Annotated in this window: 12 protein-coding genes; 6 read left to right on the top strand and 6 right to left on the bottom strand. The window is 38.9% G+C overall.

Going from position 1 to position 16,504, the window contains the following annotated elements:
- Nucleotides 1-418: 418 nt before the first annotated feature.
- Complete coding sequence (gene typA, locus ABN080_RS15060; protein ID WP_072068832.1) at nucleotides 419-2,254, bottom strand: ribosome-dependent GTPase TypA; 1,836 nt, start codon at nucleotides 2,252-2,254, stop codon at nucleotides 419-421.
- Nucleotides 2,255-2,613: 359 nt separating this feature from the next.
- Between typA and glnA the strand changes: the two genes are divergently transcribed.
- From glnA to glnG, 3 genes are all read left to right on the top strand, one after another.
- Complete coding sequence (gene glnA / locus ABN080_RS15055; protein WP_349439491.1) at nucleotides 2,614-4,023, top strand: glutamate--ammonia ligase; 1,410 nt, start codon at nucleotides 2,614-2,616, stop codon at nucleotides 4,021-4,023.
- A 183-nt stretch (nucleotides 4,024-4,206) separates the two neighbouring features.
- Nucleotides 4,207-5,253: a nitrogen regulation protein NR(II) gene (gene glnL / locus ABN080_RS15050; RefSeq protein ID WP_196554386.1), complete on the top strand. Its 1,047-nt coding sequence runs from the start codon at nucleotides 4,207-4,209 to the stop codon at nucleotides 5,251-5,253.
- Between the two features lie 10 nt (nucleotides 5,254-5,263).
- Nucleotides 5,264-6,688 (top strand): nitrogen regulation protein NR(I), encoded by a 1,425-nt coding sequence (glnG, locus tag ABN080_RS15045; protein WP_196554387.1) that lies wholly within the window; start codon nucleotides 5,264-5,266, stop codon nucleotides 6,686-6,688.
- A gap of 19 nt (nucleotides 6,689-6,707) precedes the next feature.
- Here glnG and hemN read toward each other — a convergent pair whose 3' ends face one another.
- The 5 genes from hemN to ABN080_RS15020 form a co-directional block, all read right to left on the bottom strand.
- On the bottom strand, nucleotides 6,708-8,081 hold the full coding sequence (gene hemN / locus ABN080_RS15040; RefSeq protein WP_349441421.1) for an oxygen-independent coproporphyrinogen III oxidase: 1,374 nt from the start codon (nucleotides 8,079-8,081) through the stop codon (nucleotides 6,708-6,710).
- Between the two features lie 861 nt (nucleotides 8,082-8,942).
- The gene (locus ABN080_RS15035) at nucleotides 8,943-9,599 is read right to left on the bottom strand and encodes a DUF799 domain-containing protein (protein WP_072068837.1); all 657 of its coding nucleotides are present in this window, start codon (nucleotides 9,597-9,599) and stop codon (nucleotides 8,943-8,945) included.
- Nucleotides 9,596-9,955, bottom strand: coding sequence for a DUF4810 domain-containing protein (locus ABN080_RS15030; protein ID WP_371032846.1), 360 nt, complete (start codon nucleotides 9,953-9,955; stop codon nucleotides 9,596-9,598). Before ABN080_RS15030 ends, ABN080_RS15035 begins: the two co-directional genes overlap by 4 nt.
- Before the next feature lie 18 nt (nucleotides 9,956-9,973).
- Complete coding sequence (locus ABN080_RS15025) at nucleotides 9,974-10,648, bottom strand: CsgG/HfaB family protein (RefSeq protein WP_072068839.1); 675 nt, start codon at nucleotides 10,646-10,648, stop codon at nucleotides 9,974-9,976.
- Between the two features lie 469 nt (nucleotides 10,649-11,117).
- The gene (locus tag ABN080_RS15020) at nucleotides 11,118-13,454 is read right to left on the bottom strand and encodes a Tex family protein (RefSeq protein WP_349441420.1); all 2,337 of its coding nucleotides are present in this window, start codon (nucleotides 13,452-13,454) and stop codon (nucleotides 11,118-11,120) included.
- Nucleotides 13,455-13,634: 180 nt separating this feature from the next.
- On the opposite strand from ABN080_RS15020, the gene greB reads away from it, so the two are divergent.
- The 3 genes from greB (at nucleotide 13,635) to envZ (ending at nucleotide 16,324) form a co-directional block, all read left to right on the top strand.
- Nucleotides 13,635-14,114, top strand: a complete 480-nt coding sequence (gene greB, locus ABN080_RS15015; protein WP_006534574.1) for a transcription elongation factor GreB — start codon at nucleotides 13,635-13,637, stop codon at nucleotides 14,112-14,114.
- Nucleotides 14,115-14,264: 150 nt separating this feature from the next.
- Nucleotides 14,265-14,987: an osmolarity response regulator transcription factor OmpR gene (gene ompR, locus ABN080_RS15010; protein WP_036933800.1), complete on the top strand. Its 723-nt coding sequence runs from the start codon at nucleotides 14,265-14,267 to the stop codon at nucleotides 14,985-14,987.
- A complete protein-coding gene (gene envZ / locus ABN080_RS15005; protein ID WP_349441419.1) occupies nucleotides 14,984-16,324 on the top strand; it encodes a two-component system sensor histidine kinase EnvZ in 1,341 nt (446 codons plus the stop codon). The genes ompR and envZ overlap by 4 nt, the downstream gene beginning before the upstream one ends.
- Nucleotides 16,325-16,504: the final 180 nt, after the last annotated feature.

Here is a 16,504-nt window from a genome sequence, read left to right as displayed (position 1 = left end):
AGGCTTAAACGCTAAAAAAGTACAATAATCACACTTAATTTTTTTGTAAAACATAAAAAAGGATTGGGATAGAGGAAAAATGAGACTGCTTTCATCTGTGCTTCGAAATAGTATTGGTGACTTGTACAACGATTAAGTTGTAAATGCAGACAAGGGATAAAAAATAAGAAAAGGCAGGGAAAAAGAGAGAACTTATGCGGTGGGGATTAGTTTCCACCGCATTCGTCTTATAGCAACATCTACTCAACATAATTTGAGTTACAGGCAGGTGATAAATGAAGATAGCCGGAGAACATAGAATAGATAAGCTATGTCTCGACTAACTGAGCATAGTCAACGCTACTGTAACGTGAAGTATGCCGAGTATAAACTCAGGGCGCTAAACGCGCCCTAAGAATTATGTTATCAGAATAACGAATTAGTCTTTGCTACGATAAGCGCGGCGACGATCATTTTCTGACAGATAACGCTTACGCAGACGAATAGACTGCGGAGTAACTTCAACTAACTCATCGTCATCAATAAATTCTAATGCTTGTTCTAATGTTTGTTTCAGGTGTGGAGTCAGCGTTGTCGCCTCATCTGTACCAGAAGCACGCATGTTAGTTAGCTTTTTACCTGTTAAGCAGTTTACTGTTAAGTCATTAGAGCGAGTATGAATACCAATTACTTGGCCTTCATACACTTCTGCACCATGAGTAACGAATAATTTACCGCGGTCTTGTAAGCTATACAGTGCGTAAGCAACGGCTTTACCTTGGCCATTAGAGATCATAACACCGTTATTACGGCGACCGATTTCACCTGGACGAACATCATCATAATGACTGAATGTTGCATACAGTAAACCAGTACCTGATGTCATAGTCATAAATTCAGTACGGAAACCAATCAGACCACGGCTAGGGATAATGTAGTCTAAACGTACACGTCCTTTACCATCTGGTTGCATATCACGCATTTCGCCTTTACGCTCACCCATCGCTTGCATCACATCACCTTGGTGCTGTTCTTCAATATCGATAGTAACTTGTTCGAAAGGCTCTTGTTTACGACCGTCAATATCACGGAAGATAACTTTAGGACGAGATACACCTAATTCGTAACCTTCACGACGCATATTTTCAATCAGAACTGACAGGTGAAGCTCACCACGACCTGATACACGGAATGCATCTGGATCTTCAGTTTCTTCTACACGTAATGCAACGTTATGGACTAACTCTTTTTTCAGACGATCTAAAATCTGACGAGAAGTCACGAATTTACCTTCACGACCACAGAATGGTGAAGTATTAACACAGAAATACATGCTAACAGTTGGTTCATCAACGGCTAATGCAGGTAGCGCTTCAACAGCACCCACTTCACAAATCGTATCAGAGATATTCAGTTCACCTAAACCAGTGATTGCGATGATATCGCCAGCTTCAGCAACATCAACTTCGATACGCTCTAAGCCTAAATGGCCTAAAACTTTACCGACTTTACCGTTACGGGTATTACCTTCACTATCGATGATAGTCACTTGTTGGTTAGGTTTAACCTTACCACGCTTAATACGACCGATACCGATAACACCCATGTAGTTGTTGTAGTCCAACTGAGAAATTTGCATCTGGAATGTACCTTCCAGATCCACTTTTGGTGGCTCTACATATTTGACAATAGCTTCATATAACGGAGTCATATCTTCAGCCATGTCATTGTAATCTGTTCCCGCAATACCGTTTAATGCAGATGCATAGATAATTGGGAAATCAAGTTGTTCGTCAGTTGCACCTAAGTTTACGAACAGGTCAAATACCTGATCAACAACCCAGTCTGGACGCGCACCAGGGCGGTCAACTTTATTGATAACAACAATAGGTTTTAAGTTGTTAGCAAATGCTTTTTGTGTCACAAAACGAGTTTGTGGCATTGGGCCATCCATCGCGTCAACCAGCAATAGAACGCAGTCTACCATAGACATAACGCGTTCTACCTCACCACCGAAGTCGGCGTGTCCTGGGGTATCTACGATATTGATACGATAGTCATTCCATTTAATCGCTGTATTTTTCGCAAGAATAGTAATTCCGCGCTCTCTTTCGAGATCATTTGAGTCCATCACGCGCTCAGCAACGGTTTCACGTTCACCGAACGTACCAGATTGCTGTAGTAATTTATCGACGATAGTTGTTTTACCATGGTCAACGTGGGCGATGATGGCGATATTACGCAAGTTTTCGATCACAAAATTTGCCTCAGGCATTGTAGAAATAAGCGCAGTATTGTACACGCTTTAGACGAGAGACTAAACAAGATCACAATAATGATTGCTTAACAATATGCAATTAATTGAATTGTGATCCTTTTCACGCCTCAGAATTTAGTAGCATCCGTTCGATTGCACCAAAATAGTGCAACTAATTAGGCTTAATTTGCACCAACTTTGTGCAATAATTAAAAAATCACAGGAGATATTCTACACTAAACTTCATCAATACAGTATATATCCCTTTTTAGATAAGTTGGCATGCTTTTCGCAATAGAATTTAGGTGAGCAAAAAATTCACCGAAAAATGTGTAAGGCCACTGCACTCAATAAAACCATTCGCCAGGAGAGTTTCTATGTCCCTTGAACATGTGTTATCCATGATTGAAGAACATAAAGTTAGATATATTGACTTACGTTTCACTGATACCCGCGGTAAAGAACAACATCTTACTATTCCGGCTCATCAGGTTAACGATGATTTCTTTGAAGAAGGAAAAATGTTCGATGGTTCCTCTATTGGTGGCTGGAAAGGCATTAACGAATCAGACATGGTGCTGATGCCAGATGCAACAACCGCAATGCTAGACCCATTTTTTCAAGACCCAACCCTGATTATTCGTTGTGATGTGCTAGAACCAGGCACAATGAAAGGTTATGATCGCGATCCACGCTCTATTTCAAAACGTGCTGAAGATTATTTAAAATCAAGTGGTATTGCAGACACAGTACTGTTTGGGCCAGAACCAGAATTCTTCTTGTTTGATGATATTCGTTTTAAAAACGATATTTCAGGCGCTTCTTACGCTATTAATGATATTGAAGCGGCTTGGAACACCAACACTAAATATGAAGACGGTAACAAAGGGCACCGCCCTATGGTTAAAGGTGGCTATTTCCCACTGCCACCTGTTGATTCATCACAAGATATTCGTTCTACCATGTGTAACATTATGGAAGAAATGGGCTTAGTGGTTGAAGCACACCATCATGAAGTGGCAACAGCAGGTCAAAACGAAGTGGCGACTCGCTTCAATACCATGACCAAAAAAGCAGATGAAACCCAAATTTATAAATACGTGGTACAAAATGTAGCTCATGTATTTGGTAAAACAGCGACCTTTATGCCAAAACCGCTAGTAGGTGATAATGGCTCAGGCATGCACTGCCATATGTCTCTGTCTAAAAACGGTGTAAACCTATTCGCAGGCGACAAATACGGCGGATTATCTGAAATGGCGCTGTATTACATCGGCGGTATTATCAAACACGCTCGTGCGCTAAATGCATTTACTAACCCAACAACTAACTCTTATAAACGTTTAGTTCCAGGTTTTGAAGCCCCTGTTATGTTGGCTTACTCCGCACGTAACCGTTCGGCATCAATTCGTATTCCAGTGGTTGCCAGCATGAAAGCACGCCGTATTGAAGTTCGCTTCCCTGACCCATTAGCAAACCCTTATCTTGCGTTTGCCGCTCAGTTAATGGCTGGTCTTGATGGCATTATCAATAAAATTCACCCTGGTGATGCTATGGATAAAAACCTCTATGACTTACCGCCAGAAGAAGCAAAAGAGATCCCAACTGTCGCAGGTTCATTAGAGGAAGCATTAAATACACTAAATGCCGATCGTGAATTCTTAACCCGCGGTGGCGTCTTTACTGACGATGCTATTGATGCTTATTTAGAATTATTACGTGGAGATGTTCAACGTGTACGTATGGCTCCACATCCTCTTGAATTTGAAATGTATTACAGCGCTTAAGTTAAATTTTACTGATAAAAACTTAAGCCAAGATGTAAAACTGTTTTTTTGCCGTGAAGCTATTTTGCCCATCTTCGGATGGGCACTTTTCTCCCACTTAAGGAGTTCGTCTATTCACTTACGCATTGGTTCATTAATGCAATAAAGGTAAGATGCACTAAAATGGTGCAACGAGGTATCAATATGGAAACGGCAGACTTACCTGATAACACATTAATTTTGGACTCATTGATACACTCAGTATTAGTTATCAACAAAGAGTTTATTATTTGTTATGCGAATCATTCTGCGTTACAGGTTTTAGCACAAAGTCGCCGAAAATTATTTGAAACGCCTTTTACCGCCTTATTCAGTTATTACTCTTTTGATGCTGATTTAATGCGTGAAACATTAGCGAGTGGACAAAGCTTTACTGACAATGAAGTGATATTGGTTGTCAATAACCAATCACATACAATGTCGCTCAGTGCCCAACCTATTTCCGAACAACACATTTTGCTGGAACTGGCGCCTATGGATAGTCAACGCCGGTTAAGCCAAGAGCAGATACAACAAGCACAGCAGATGGCAGCGAGGGAATTGGTTAGGGGGCTGGCACATGAAATTAAAAATCCGTTAGGTGGGTTAAGAGGTGCTGCACAATTGCTGGCAAAATCATTACCCGATCCTGCCTTAACAGAATATACGCAAGTCATTATTGAACAAGCTGATCGCCTTCGTGTGCTGGTGGACAGACTACTCGGTCCCCAACACCCGGGAACAAAAACATATCAGAGTATTCATCATGTTGTTGAGCGTGTGGCTCAACTTATTTCGCTCGAATGTCCTGAAAATGTCACCTTGATAAAAGATTACGATCCCAGTTTACCTGAGTTATCACATTACCCAGATCAAATAGAACAAGTACTCCTAAATATTACACGCAATGCTTTACAAGCTGTTGAAAAAACAGGAGGGACGATTATTTTGCGTACCCGTACTGCTTTTCAAGTCACACTCCATGGTGAACGTCATCGCCTTGTTGCCCGTATAGATGTAATTGATACTGGTGATGGTATTCCTCCTCATCTACAAGACACACTTTTTTATCCCATGGTAAGCGGTAGAGAAGGAGGAAATGGATTGGGATTATCAATTGCGCGTAATTTAGTGGATCAGCATGCAGGTAAAATTGAATTTACCAGTTGGCCCGGAAATACTGAATTTTCTATTTATTTACCAATTAAGTAGGAGATAACCAATGCAAAAAGGAAATGTATGGGTTGTTGATGATGACAGCTCTATTCGCTGGGTACTTGAACGTGCCATTTCTCGTGAAGGCATGTCTTGTAAAGCCTTTGAACATGCGAATGATGTGCTTAATGCACTCAATACAGAAATACCTGATGTGTTGTTATCAGACATTCGTATGCCTGATATTGATGGTTTATCTCTTTTAAAAATAATTAAAGAACAATATCCCACTCTGCCCGTTATTATCATGACGGCACATTCTGATCTCGATGCTGCTGTTAATGCCTATCAACAAGGAGCTTTTGATTACTTACCAAAGCCATTCGATATCGACGAAACATTGGCATTAATTGATCGTGCAATTACGCATTATCGCGAGCAAAAACAGCCCAATACGACTGGAACTACTCTGCAATCTGTTTCTGATATGATTGGTGAAGCGCCTGCAATGCAAGAGGTTTACCGTATTATTGGGCGACTTTCTCGTTCCTCAATCAGTGTGCTGATTAATGGGGAATCGGGCACAGGAAAAGAGCTAGTCGCGCATGCATTACATCGGCACAGCCCAAGAGCTTCCTCTCCTTTTATCGCCCTAAATATGGCAGCTATTCCTAAAGACTTGATTGAGTCAGAGCTTTTTGGTCACGAAAAGGGGGCATTTACAGGTGCCTCCCAAGTACGCCAAGGCCGATTTGAACAAGCAAATGGCGGGTCTCTTTTCCTTGATGAAATTGGCGATATGCCTCTTGATATTCAAACACGGTTACTACGAGTGCTTGCTGAAGGACAATTTTATCGAGTAGGTGGCTATGCCCCTGTAAAAGTTGATGTACGTATTATTGCCGCTACACATCAAGACTTAGAAAAACGCGTTCAGGCTGGTGATTTTCGTGAAGATCTCTATCATCGCCTCAATGTTATTCGCATTCAATTACCGCCACTACGAGATAGAACAGAAGATATTCCAAACTTAGCACGTTACTTTTTGCAAAAAACAGCAAAAGAGCTTGGTGTGGAAGCGAAAGTACTCCATCAACAAAGTTTACAAATAATGATGGAATACAACTGGTCTGGTAACGTAAGACAATTAGAGAATGTATGTCGCTGGCTAACGGTAATGACTGCAAGCCAAGAAATTATGCCTCAAGACTTACCGCAAGAAATTCGCCAACTCGATGAGAAAGCAAAAAATGTCAGTCGAATTGCTTCATCTCAACATTGGTCACAACATCTTTCATTATGGGCAGATGAAGCATTAGCTGAAGGAAAAGACAATATCCTAACGAATGCATTACCTCAGTTTGAACGGACACTTTTACTCAGCGCTTTAGCCTATACACAAGGCCATAAACAAGATGCCGCACGATTATTAGGTTGGGGAAGAAATACATTAACCCGAAAATTAAAAGAATTAGGGATAGACGAATATTAGTCCTCTACCCCTCTTTTATTTAAATAACACGAGAGAATTGACGTTGGCGCATTTGATTTCGCAAATAGGTATCAAAACACATGCAGATATTACGAATAAGCAAACGTCCTCTAGGTGTTACTTGAATTCCGTCTGCTGTTATTTCAATTAAACCATCATCTTTCATTGGCACAAGTAATTCTAAATCTTCTTTAAAATAGTCATGGAAGGCAATATCGTGCATTTTTTCAATATCAGAAAAATGCAGATTAAAATTACAAATTAAAGTTTTAATTACATCACGGCGAATACAATCATCATTAGTCAGTGATAAACCTCGCCATAGTGCATTACCTTCACTATTTACACGCGTATAATACTCTTTCAATACCTTCTCATTTTGCGCATAGTTATCTCCTAACATACTAATTGCAGAAACACCCATACCTAATAAATCACACTCTTCATGAGTGGTATATCCTTGGAAATTACGATGTAAAATACCTTTGCGCTGAGCTACGGCTAATTCATCATCAGGCTTAGCAAAATGATCCATTCCAATAAATTGATAGCCATTTGTCGTTAGCGTAGAAATGGTTTCTTGTAATATTTCTAATTTTTCTTCCGCTAAAGGAAGGTCTTCATCTTTAATTTTACGTTGAGCCGCAAATAAATTAGGTAAATGAGCATAATTAAATACACTTAATCTATCTGGCGATAATTCAATGACACGTTTTAATGTAAAGGAAAAACTCTCTTTGGTTTGCTTAGGTAAGCCATAAATTAAATCAATACTGGTGGAGTGAAAACCCACTTCACACGCACGCTCTACTAATGCAAAAATAAACGCTTCATCTTGCTCTCGATTTACTTTTTGTTGTACTTCTTTATTAAAATCTTGCACTCCCATACTCAGGCGGTTAAAGCCTTCATTACGCAAATGATCGATAACATCTAATTCAATCTCACGCGGGTCAATTTCAATAGAAAGCTCTGCATTATCGACAAAATGAAAATGCTGACGTAATAGCGAAACCAATCGACTAATTTGTTGCTTATCCAGAAAAGTAGGCGTACCCCCGCCCCAATGCATTTGAGTCACTTTTCTGTCTTTAAAATAACGAGCTCTATTAATAATTTCTTTTTCTAAAACATCAAGATACTCATCTGCTTTATGTTTATGCCGTGTAATAATTTTATTACAACCACAGAAATAACACAGCTTATGGCAGAAAGGAATATGGATATAAAGTGATAAAGGGCGCTCAGGATAACGTTGAGTCGCTTTGATAAAATCAACATCACCATATTGTTGATTAAATTCCAATGCTGTTGGGTATGATGTATAGCGAGGACCTGAATAGTTATACTTATGGATCAGGTCAAGATCCCAAATAATTGTTTGTTCTGACATGCCTCTACCTTCCAAAAGTGAACCGCTGATATCTCATACCAGCAAACAGACATTATGAATATCTGAAAGAATAGTGTAACCAATAAATCGAGAACTGAATATGATCAAAAAAGGTATCGTATAAATCCCCTTATCTTCTTATTGATAGGCTATCCTGCCTGAACACAAGATGTGATATAAGTCACATTACACAAAAATAGTCTTACTCATTAAAGATATTCATAAATAAATTAAGTTTATTCAAGATGTTAGTTAAAGTTTATTATTTTAAAATAACGCTTATCAACTTTTACCCAGAGTTTAAAACGATATATTACTCAAAATACGATTTAAATTAATTAAATATCTCGTTATATTAATTTTATTATTTTTTTATTCTCTCGTAATTCGATGATTATAATAATAGTAATAATTATATCTTTACCTAAATTATAATATTACATACCCTAGAACAAAACATTGATTAATATCCAACTCAGTCGTGTTTTGATTTAAATTTGAGAGTCATTTAAAGAATAAAGGTCGCTATATTACAAGGAAAGATAGCATCCCCCCATACCTTATCTTATTCTAATTGACTATTCTCTTATTTTATCAGTCTCTTTTATATACCGAATTATGGATTATTAACCATGGAAGGAAACGGACTAGCAACCAAGGATGGTTTCTCTTTTCAATAAAAATGACCCTCTATTTATTTTCTTTGTTATTAATCTAATTTCTTTGATTAAAATACCTGCATTTCTTTAATGGCTAATAAGAATTATTATTATTTGATAATAACAAATAGAAAGGCTCTGTTTATTGTGATCACATAAAACAGAGCCTTTTTCTTTATTATGGTTAATTTATAGCATTAAATCATTCTGCTTCTTTACCATAGTTAGGTGAGCGAGGGCCGTATAAAATACCATTTGCTTTACCTGCAGACAGTAACCGCACACTGGTTATTCCTGCAATTTGGTAACTCTTATCTGAAACGGTATTAACGATTTGATTCACAACAGCAGAAACCAACATTCCCACTAAGCTACTTGATGAACTTTCTGTCTCTGTACTTGATGCGGTTGCAGAACTGCTCCACAACACACCGCCATTACGGAGATCAACAAGTTTAGCGCTAACAGTGACTCGTGTATCACTGGAAATAACTTGGTATGACGTGCCGAATTCAGTGATATCTAAGTATAAAACCGCATCAGCACCAAATATTTCACGCAATTTATTCGGACTTACTGCGTGAATATCTCCAGCCATTGATAGACCATTTTGCTTAAATGTCTCTTCAACGACCGCAACCGGGAAAACATAATAGCCCGCCTCTGCCAAAGGATACGTCACTTGAGATAAAAAACTATGCCCCGCACCAACCTCTGTCGTGTGGTTTTGTGGTACTAAAACTAAAATACTTTTTGGCTTACTTTGTTTAAAGGCGGTGTAATCCGTTTTGACAGGTTGAGCACAGCCCGTTAATACCAACGCAAACGCAAAACACATTAAAGCAAATAAACGACTCATTTTTGCATTCCTTTGTTTTTCATCAGGCGATCCATGAATTCTGCTGATTCAGGGTAAAGTGCTTTTTCCTCGTTAAATTCAGCCATCGCTAAATCTAATGCGCCTGTTGCACCATATAACATTCCTAAGTGCGCATGTAATCCCGGTGGAATACCCAATGATTTAGCACGAGAGAGTTCAATACTTTTCTTTAATGCATCAATCTGTGCTTGGGGGTCACTTTCACTTTGTTGATAATGTTGATAAACCACTTGTTGATAGCTATCCCAGTTATAAAGCGGTTTAGGGCCACTTGCGCACCCTGTCAATAATAGCGTACCAAAAGCAAGGCTCATTAATGATTTTAACATTGTTATATCCTTATAAAATGAGCATTATTTCGAAGGCTGCCAAGCATTGCTCTCAATACCAGCTACTAAATTATTAACTGCTTCACGAATAGCGAGATCAAGCACTTTGCCATTAAGTGTTGAGTCATAGCTTGCTGTTCCACCAAACCCGATGATTTCACGGTTAGAAAGCTCATATTCACCCGCACCTTGAGATGAAAACACCACTTCTGATGTGTTTACATTCACAACGTTTAAATTCACTTTGGCATAAGCAACTTGGGTTTTACCGCGACCTAAAATACCGAATAATTGACGATCACCCACTTCTTTACGACCAAATTCAGTGACATCACCCGTAATAACATAGGTTGCACCTTTTAATTGCTGACTTTGGCCTTTAATACCCGCCTCTTCTTTTAACTCAGACATATTGGCGCGATCTAACACGTTAAAACGCCCGGTCTGTTGTAAATGGGTCATTAAAATGGTTTTTGATTGATTTCCTAATCTATCAACACCATCAGAGAATATTCCATTCATATAACTAGAACGGTTATCAAACTTACCAATTGAAATAGCGCTTTTTGTCCCAGTATAAGTCGTGTTATAGGTTGCGACTTTAGCAACATCTAAAGAGCGAGAAGACTCTGAAGCACACCCTGCAAGTAATGTTGCAGAAATTAAAATCAAGCCAAGCGATAATTTATTTAAATTCATATTAATAACCTAATAAAGGTGAAATAAACCTACAGATATTCATTCTATTAATTAAAATAGAGTTGATATAAAAAGAAGCAATGATTTCTCAGTTTTAGCTCATAGAATCTCACTTAAAAACCTTATTAGTAATAAGGTTATAAGGCGATCAACTCATATTTATAATATAAAGGTAATCAGCGATGGGGAAAATAGAAAATGGATGATAAAAATCATAATAAATAAATATAGAGATGAAATAGAGGATACTTTATTTAATATCGCTTAAGTCAGATTAAAACCAAACCGATTAAAAATGAAGAATAAATGAGAGTAAATTTAATCTGCATTCTTCTTTATCAATATTTTGTTATTACAAAACAGCTTGAATAAGGCAAAATAAAAAATGTGGTGTCATCAATATCCATAACACCACATTCAACAACGTTAGAGCTCCTTGCTCATTAATACTATAACCCTAAATGTGTTATTAGCGTTTTTTTCCAAATGCAGCGGCTAACGCGTCACCCATTGCACTATTTCCCGCATTATTACCACTATTTGTTGATTGGCGGTTATTACGAGCTGGCTTCTGTCCTTTATTATTTCTAGGGTGATTATTACTTGGTGATGATTGTCTATTTTCACTATCACCAGCAACCTCATCTAAACGCATAGTTAATGCAATACGTTTACGAGCCAAGTCAACTTCAAGAACTTTGACTTTAACAATATCACCTGTTTTTACCACAGTATGTGGATCTTCAATAAATTGGTCAGCTAAAGAGGAGATATGAACCAAACCATCTTGGTGTACACCGATATCAACAAATGCACCGAAATTAGTCACATTAGTCACGGTTCCTTCAAGGATCATGCCACTAACTAAGTCATTCATTGTTTCCACACCTTCAGCAAAAGTCGCAGTTTTAAACTCTGGACGAGGGTCTCGCCCTGGTTTAGCTAACTCTTTTAAGATGTCATTAACTGTTGGTAGACCAAATTTCTCTGTGATAAACGCTCTTGCATCAACCTGTGAGATCAAAGCGCTATTTCCCATTAAATCGCCAATCTTTTGTTGCGTAGATTGCAGGATATTTTCAACAACTGGATACGCTTCTGGGTGAACTGTTGACGCATCCAGCGGATTTTCACCATCACGAATACGCAAAAAACCTGCGCATTGCTCAAAGGCTTTTGGCCCTAAACGGGCGACTTTGAGTAACTGTTTTCTATCAATAAAGCGACCGTTCTCATCACGCCAATTAATAATATTTTGAGCGATAGATTGGCTAAGCCCCGCAACTCGCGTTAATAATGGTACTGACGCGGTATTTAAATCCACACCAACACCATTCACACAGTCTTCAACAACAGTATCAAGTTTTCTAGCTAATAATGTTTGGCTAACATCATGCTGATATTGGCCAACACCAATGGATTTAGGATCAATTTTTACAAGTTCAGCCAACGGATCTTGTAAACGGCGAGCAATAGAGACCGCACCACGAATAGACACGTCTAAATCAGGAAACTCATTAGCAGCAAGCTCTGATGCAGAATATACGGACGCTCCCGCCTCGCTCACAATGACCTTTTGTGCTTTGACGTCTGGGTAACGTTTTACAGTTTCAGCAAAAAAACGTTCGGTTTCACGAGAAGCAGTACCATTGCCAATCGCCACCAGCTCAACATTATGCTTAATACATAACGCCGCGACACTCGCAGCCGCTTTATCAGCTTGGCCTGTATGTGGATAAATCGTATCAGTTGCAATTAACTTACCAGTGCTATCTACAACAGCAACTTTCACACCAGTACGTAAACCAGGATCAAGTCCCATAGTGGCTCGCATACCCGCAGGTGCTGCCATCAGTAAATCATTTAGATTTCGAGCAAAAACATTAATAGCTTCTTCTTCTGCTTTTTCTCGTAATTGGCTCATCAATTCTGTTTCAATATGCATTAAAACTTTAATACGCCAAGTCCAGCTTACAACCGCTTTACGCCAGCTATCTGCCGGTTGATTATTTAAGCGTAATCCTAAATGCTCTGTGATCAGTTGTTCACCATAGCTTTCTTTAGGTGCTTCTTCAAATTGTGGATCAGGATTAAGCGATAATTGTAAAATACCTTCGTTACGGCCACGAAACATGGCTAACGCACGATGAGAGGGAACATTGGCAATAGGTTCATGACTGTCAAAATAATCACTAAACTTCGCTCCTTCGACTTCTTTTCCTTCCACAACTTTTGAAACAAGGTGCGCATTTTTCCATAAATATTGTCGAACTTTCGCCAATAACCCAGCATCTTCTGAAAAACGCTCCATTAAAATATAACGCGCGCCATCTAAAGCTGCTTTAGTATCATTTACACCTTTTTCTGCGTTGACATAAGCGGTCGCTACATCTTCTGGGTTGTTTTGTGGCTCATTCCACAACAAATCTGCTAAGGGCTCTAACCCATTTTCAATAGCAATTTGTCCACGAGTACGGCGTTTAGGCTTATAAGGAAGATAAAGATCTTCAAGCTCTGTTTTACTTTGCGTTTCATTAATTGAAGAACGTAACTCAGGTGTTAATTTTCCTTGTTCTTCAATTGATTTTAAAATGGTTTGGCGACGATCATTGAGTTCTCGTAAATAACTAAGGCGAGTTTCTAACTGACGTAGTTGCGTATCATCTAACCCACCAGTGACCTCTTTACGGTAACGGGCAACAAATGGCACCGTATTCCCTTCATCCAGTAACGTTATGGCCGAAAGGACTTGCTGAGGCTTAACCTTGAGCTCTTCTGCAATAATTCGGCTTAATGATTCATTCATAATATATTTACCTACCGAGAGGAATAATTTTAAAGAGGGCTATTATACACACGCCACACTAAAAAAATTTGGCAAATTTCCGATTAGACTCGACAATTATGAGGAAAATAACAGATTAATTTATCATTCACGCTATAGTATCTTTATGAAATTCAATGTTGATGATAGTTTTAATTCGTAATGGCAAAAAGTAACTATATTACTCGTGATGGCTGGTATGCCTTAGACAAAGAGCTAAAATATCTTTGGAAAGAAGAACGCCCTCGTGTCACACAATCAGTTTCAGAAGCAGCGGCACAAGGTGACCGTTCAGAAAATGCTGAATATATTTATGGAAAGAAGCGATTACGTGAAATTGACAGACGTGTTCGCTTTTTATCAAAACGTCTTGATGAGCTAAAAATTGTTGATCCCGATCCTCGCCAAGAAGGAAAAGTTTATTTTGGTGCTTGGGTCACGCTTGAAGATGATGACGAAAATGTCAAAACTTTCAGACTTGTGGGGCCTGATGAGTTTGATCCAGCAAAACAGTGGATTTCTATAGATTCTCCTGTTGCCCGAGCACTCATTGGTAAACAAGTTGATGATGAAATTAGTGTGCAAACACCAGGTGGTGAAGTTAATTACTGCGTATTATCTATCAAATATCATTCGGAATAAGACAAATAAATAGATTTATTACCTTTACTATCACCAAAGAACAAGTTTTATCTGTAAATTATTAACATTTATTCTTTGGTTTTGGTTTAATATTCTTAACGATGATAGAATTCGCTAACAAAAAGCATTTGCACTTCGGGAGCTTAAAAAATGCAAGAAAGTTATAAAGTGCTAATCGTGGATGATGATTTACGTCTACGTTCACTACTAGAGCGCTATTTGACAGAGCAGGGTTTTCAAATCCGTACTGCTGCAAACGCTGATCAAATGGATCGTCTGCTCACTCGCGAATCTATCCACCTTATCGTACTCGACTTAATGCTTCCAGGCGAAGATGGCTTATCCATTTGCCGTCGCTTAAGAAGCCAAAACAACCCTATTCCTATTATTATGGTTACAGCAAAAGGGGAAGAGGTTGATAGAATTGTTGGGCTTGAAATTGGTGCTGATGATTACATCTCAAAACCATTTAATCCAAGAGAATTACTGGCTCGCATTCGCGCAGTACTTCGCCGTCAAGCGAACGAATTACCGGGTGCTCCTTCACAAGATAATGCCATTATTTCTTTTGGTAAATTCAAGCTAAACCTTGGTACACGCGAAATGTTCCACGAAGAAGAGCATATGCCTCTGACTAGTGGTGAATTTGCTGTATTGAAAGTACTGGTATCTCACCCTCGTGAGCCACTTTCTCGTGACAAACTAATGAGCCTTGCTCGTGGCCGCGAATACAGTGCTATGGAACGTTCAATTGACGTTCAAATTTCTCGTTTACGCCGAATGATTGAAGAGGACCCAACACATCCTCGCTATATTCAAACAGTTTGGGGGCTTGGTTACGTCTTTGTTCCTGATGGAACCAGTGCTCAATGAGAAGGCTGAGGCTTTCCCCCCACAATAAACTGACACGTTCGTTATTTCTGGTTATCTCGCTACTTTTTTTTAGTTTGATAGCCAGTTATATCGTTGTGCAGCACCTTATTGTTGGGCCAAGCCTTCAGCAATTTAATAAAGTTTTAGCGTATGAAATACGCACATTAATGCCAGAAGAACTTATTTTAGTTGATGGCACTCCACTCAAAATCTCCCCAGCTTTGCGCAATAAAATCTATAGCGAATTAGGCATCTCTTTTTTTGATAAAGAGGCCGCTCTCGAGGAAGGACTTTATTGGGCTAAAATCGATGACGATTTAAGTGAACAGATGTCTGAATATCTGGGTGGAGAAACTGAAATTTGGATTGAAAACACGCTGGAATACCCTGTTTTATGGGTCAATACACATATTTCCCCCTCTCTTTGGATACGCGTTCCACTTACTGAATTAGGGCAAAATTTCTTACTGCCGGTTTATCGGCAAGCAATTATTTTTATTATTATCGTTGTCGCTTTTTTCTGGCTCTATAACCGTTTTCAAAATCGCCCACTCAATGAAGTAGAATATGCAGCACGTCGTATCGGTAAAGGGGTTATTCCACCGCCTATCCCTGAATCTGGCTCCTCTGAAATGCGATCAATCATTCGCGCATTTAATCAGATGTCATCGGGCATTCGCTCATTAGATAATGATAGAACACTCGTTATGGCAGGTGTCAGTCATGACTTGCGTACACCACTTACTCGTATTCGCCTTGCTACTGAAATGATGAGCCCGGAAGATAGCTATCTTGCTGACTCTATCAATAAAGATATTGAAGATTGCGATGCCATTATTGGCCAGTTTCTAGACTATATGCGTACAGGTAAAGAGATGTCTTTAGAACTGTGCGATATGAATAATCTATTACAAGAAGTCATTTCGGCTGAATCTAACTCAGGCAAAATAAGTGAAGATCATCTTCATCCTGAATCCATTAATATTACGGCTAATCCTACCGCTGTAAAACGAGCACTTGCCAATATGATTGTAAATGCGACTCGCTATGGCCATGGCTGGATAAGTGTTTCAAGTGGAAAAAATGAAGAATATGCATGGTTTCAAGTCGAAGATGACGGCCCCGGTATTCCACAAGAAGACCGACAACGTCTTTTCCAACCTTTTGTTCAAGGTGAACAAGCACGTAGCTCAACAGGTGCTGGTTTAGGGTTATCCATTATTCGCCGTATTATGGATGCTCACGGCGGTTATGTTGAACTTGATGATAGCATTAAAGGCGGATTACTTATCCGTGCTAATTTCCCATTAAAAGAGCGTGATGATGAGGATGATTAATTTTTCTTTCTGATAAAGCCCTTTTTTATTCCGCTACTTCTGCTTTGTATTTTCTTCCCCCACTAAATATTTCATCATTTTTTTACTTTGTCATAAAACTGTCACAATTAAGACATTTAATTGTCATCTAACTGACCTATTGTCTGTGCGTACCGTAACCGAAGTTGATAGATGTCGAAA

Source organism: Proteus sp. fly-1089, assembly GCF_040138965.1.
GTDB lineage: Bacteria > Pseudomonadota > Gammaproteobacteria > Enterobacterales > Enterobacteriaceae > Proteus > Proteus vulgaris_B.
The sequence above is the reverse complement of the archived record's forward strand: the minus strand, read 5'-3'. Positions and strand labels throughout refer to the sequence as shown.

Excerpts from the sequence above, each read along its gene's own strand:
- typA (WP_072068832.1), bottom strand. The coding sequence starts at position 2,254 with ATGCCTGAGGCAAATTTTGTGATCGAAAACTTGCGTAATATCGCCATC.
- glnA (WP_349439491.1), top strand. The coding sequence starts at position 2,614 with ATGTCCCTTGAACATGTGTTATCCATGATTGAAGAACATAAAGTTAGA.
- glnL (WP_196554386.1), top strand. The coding sequence starts at position 4,207 with ATGGAAACGGCAGACTTACCTGATAACACATTAATTTTGGACTCATTG.
- glnG (WP_196554387.1), top strand. The coding sequence starts at position 5,264 with ATGCAAAAAGGAAATGTATGGGTTGTTGATGATGACAGCTCTATTCGC.
- hemN (WP_349441421.1), bottom strand. The coding sequence starts at position 8,081 with ATGTCAGAACAAACAATTATTTGGGATCTTGACCTGATCCATAAGTAT.
- ABN080_RS15035 (WP_072068837.1), bottom strand. The coding sequence starts at position 9,599 with ATGAGTCGTTTATTTGCTTTAATGTGTTTTGCGTTTGCGTTGGTATTA.
- ABN080_RS15025 (WP_072068839.1), bottom strand. The coding sequence starts at position 10,648 with ATGAATTTAAATAAATTATCGCTTGGCTTGATTTTAATTTCTGCAACA.
- ABN080_RS15020 (WP_349441420.1), bottom strand. The coding sequence starts at position 13,454 with ATGAATGAATCATTAAGCCGAATTATTGCAGAAGAGCTCAAGGTTAAG.
- greB (WP_006534574.1), top strand. The coding sequence starts at position 13,635 with ATGGCAAAAAGTAACTATATTACTCGTGATGGCTGGTATGCCTTAGAC.
- ompR (WP_036933800.1), top strand. The coding sequence starts at position 14,265 with ATGCAAGAAAGTTATAAAGTGCTAATCGTGGATGATGATTTACGTCTA.
- envZ (WP_349441419.1), top strand. The coding sequence starts at position 14,984 with ATGAGAAGGCTGAGGCTTTCCCCCCACAATAAACTGACACGTTCGTTA.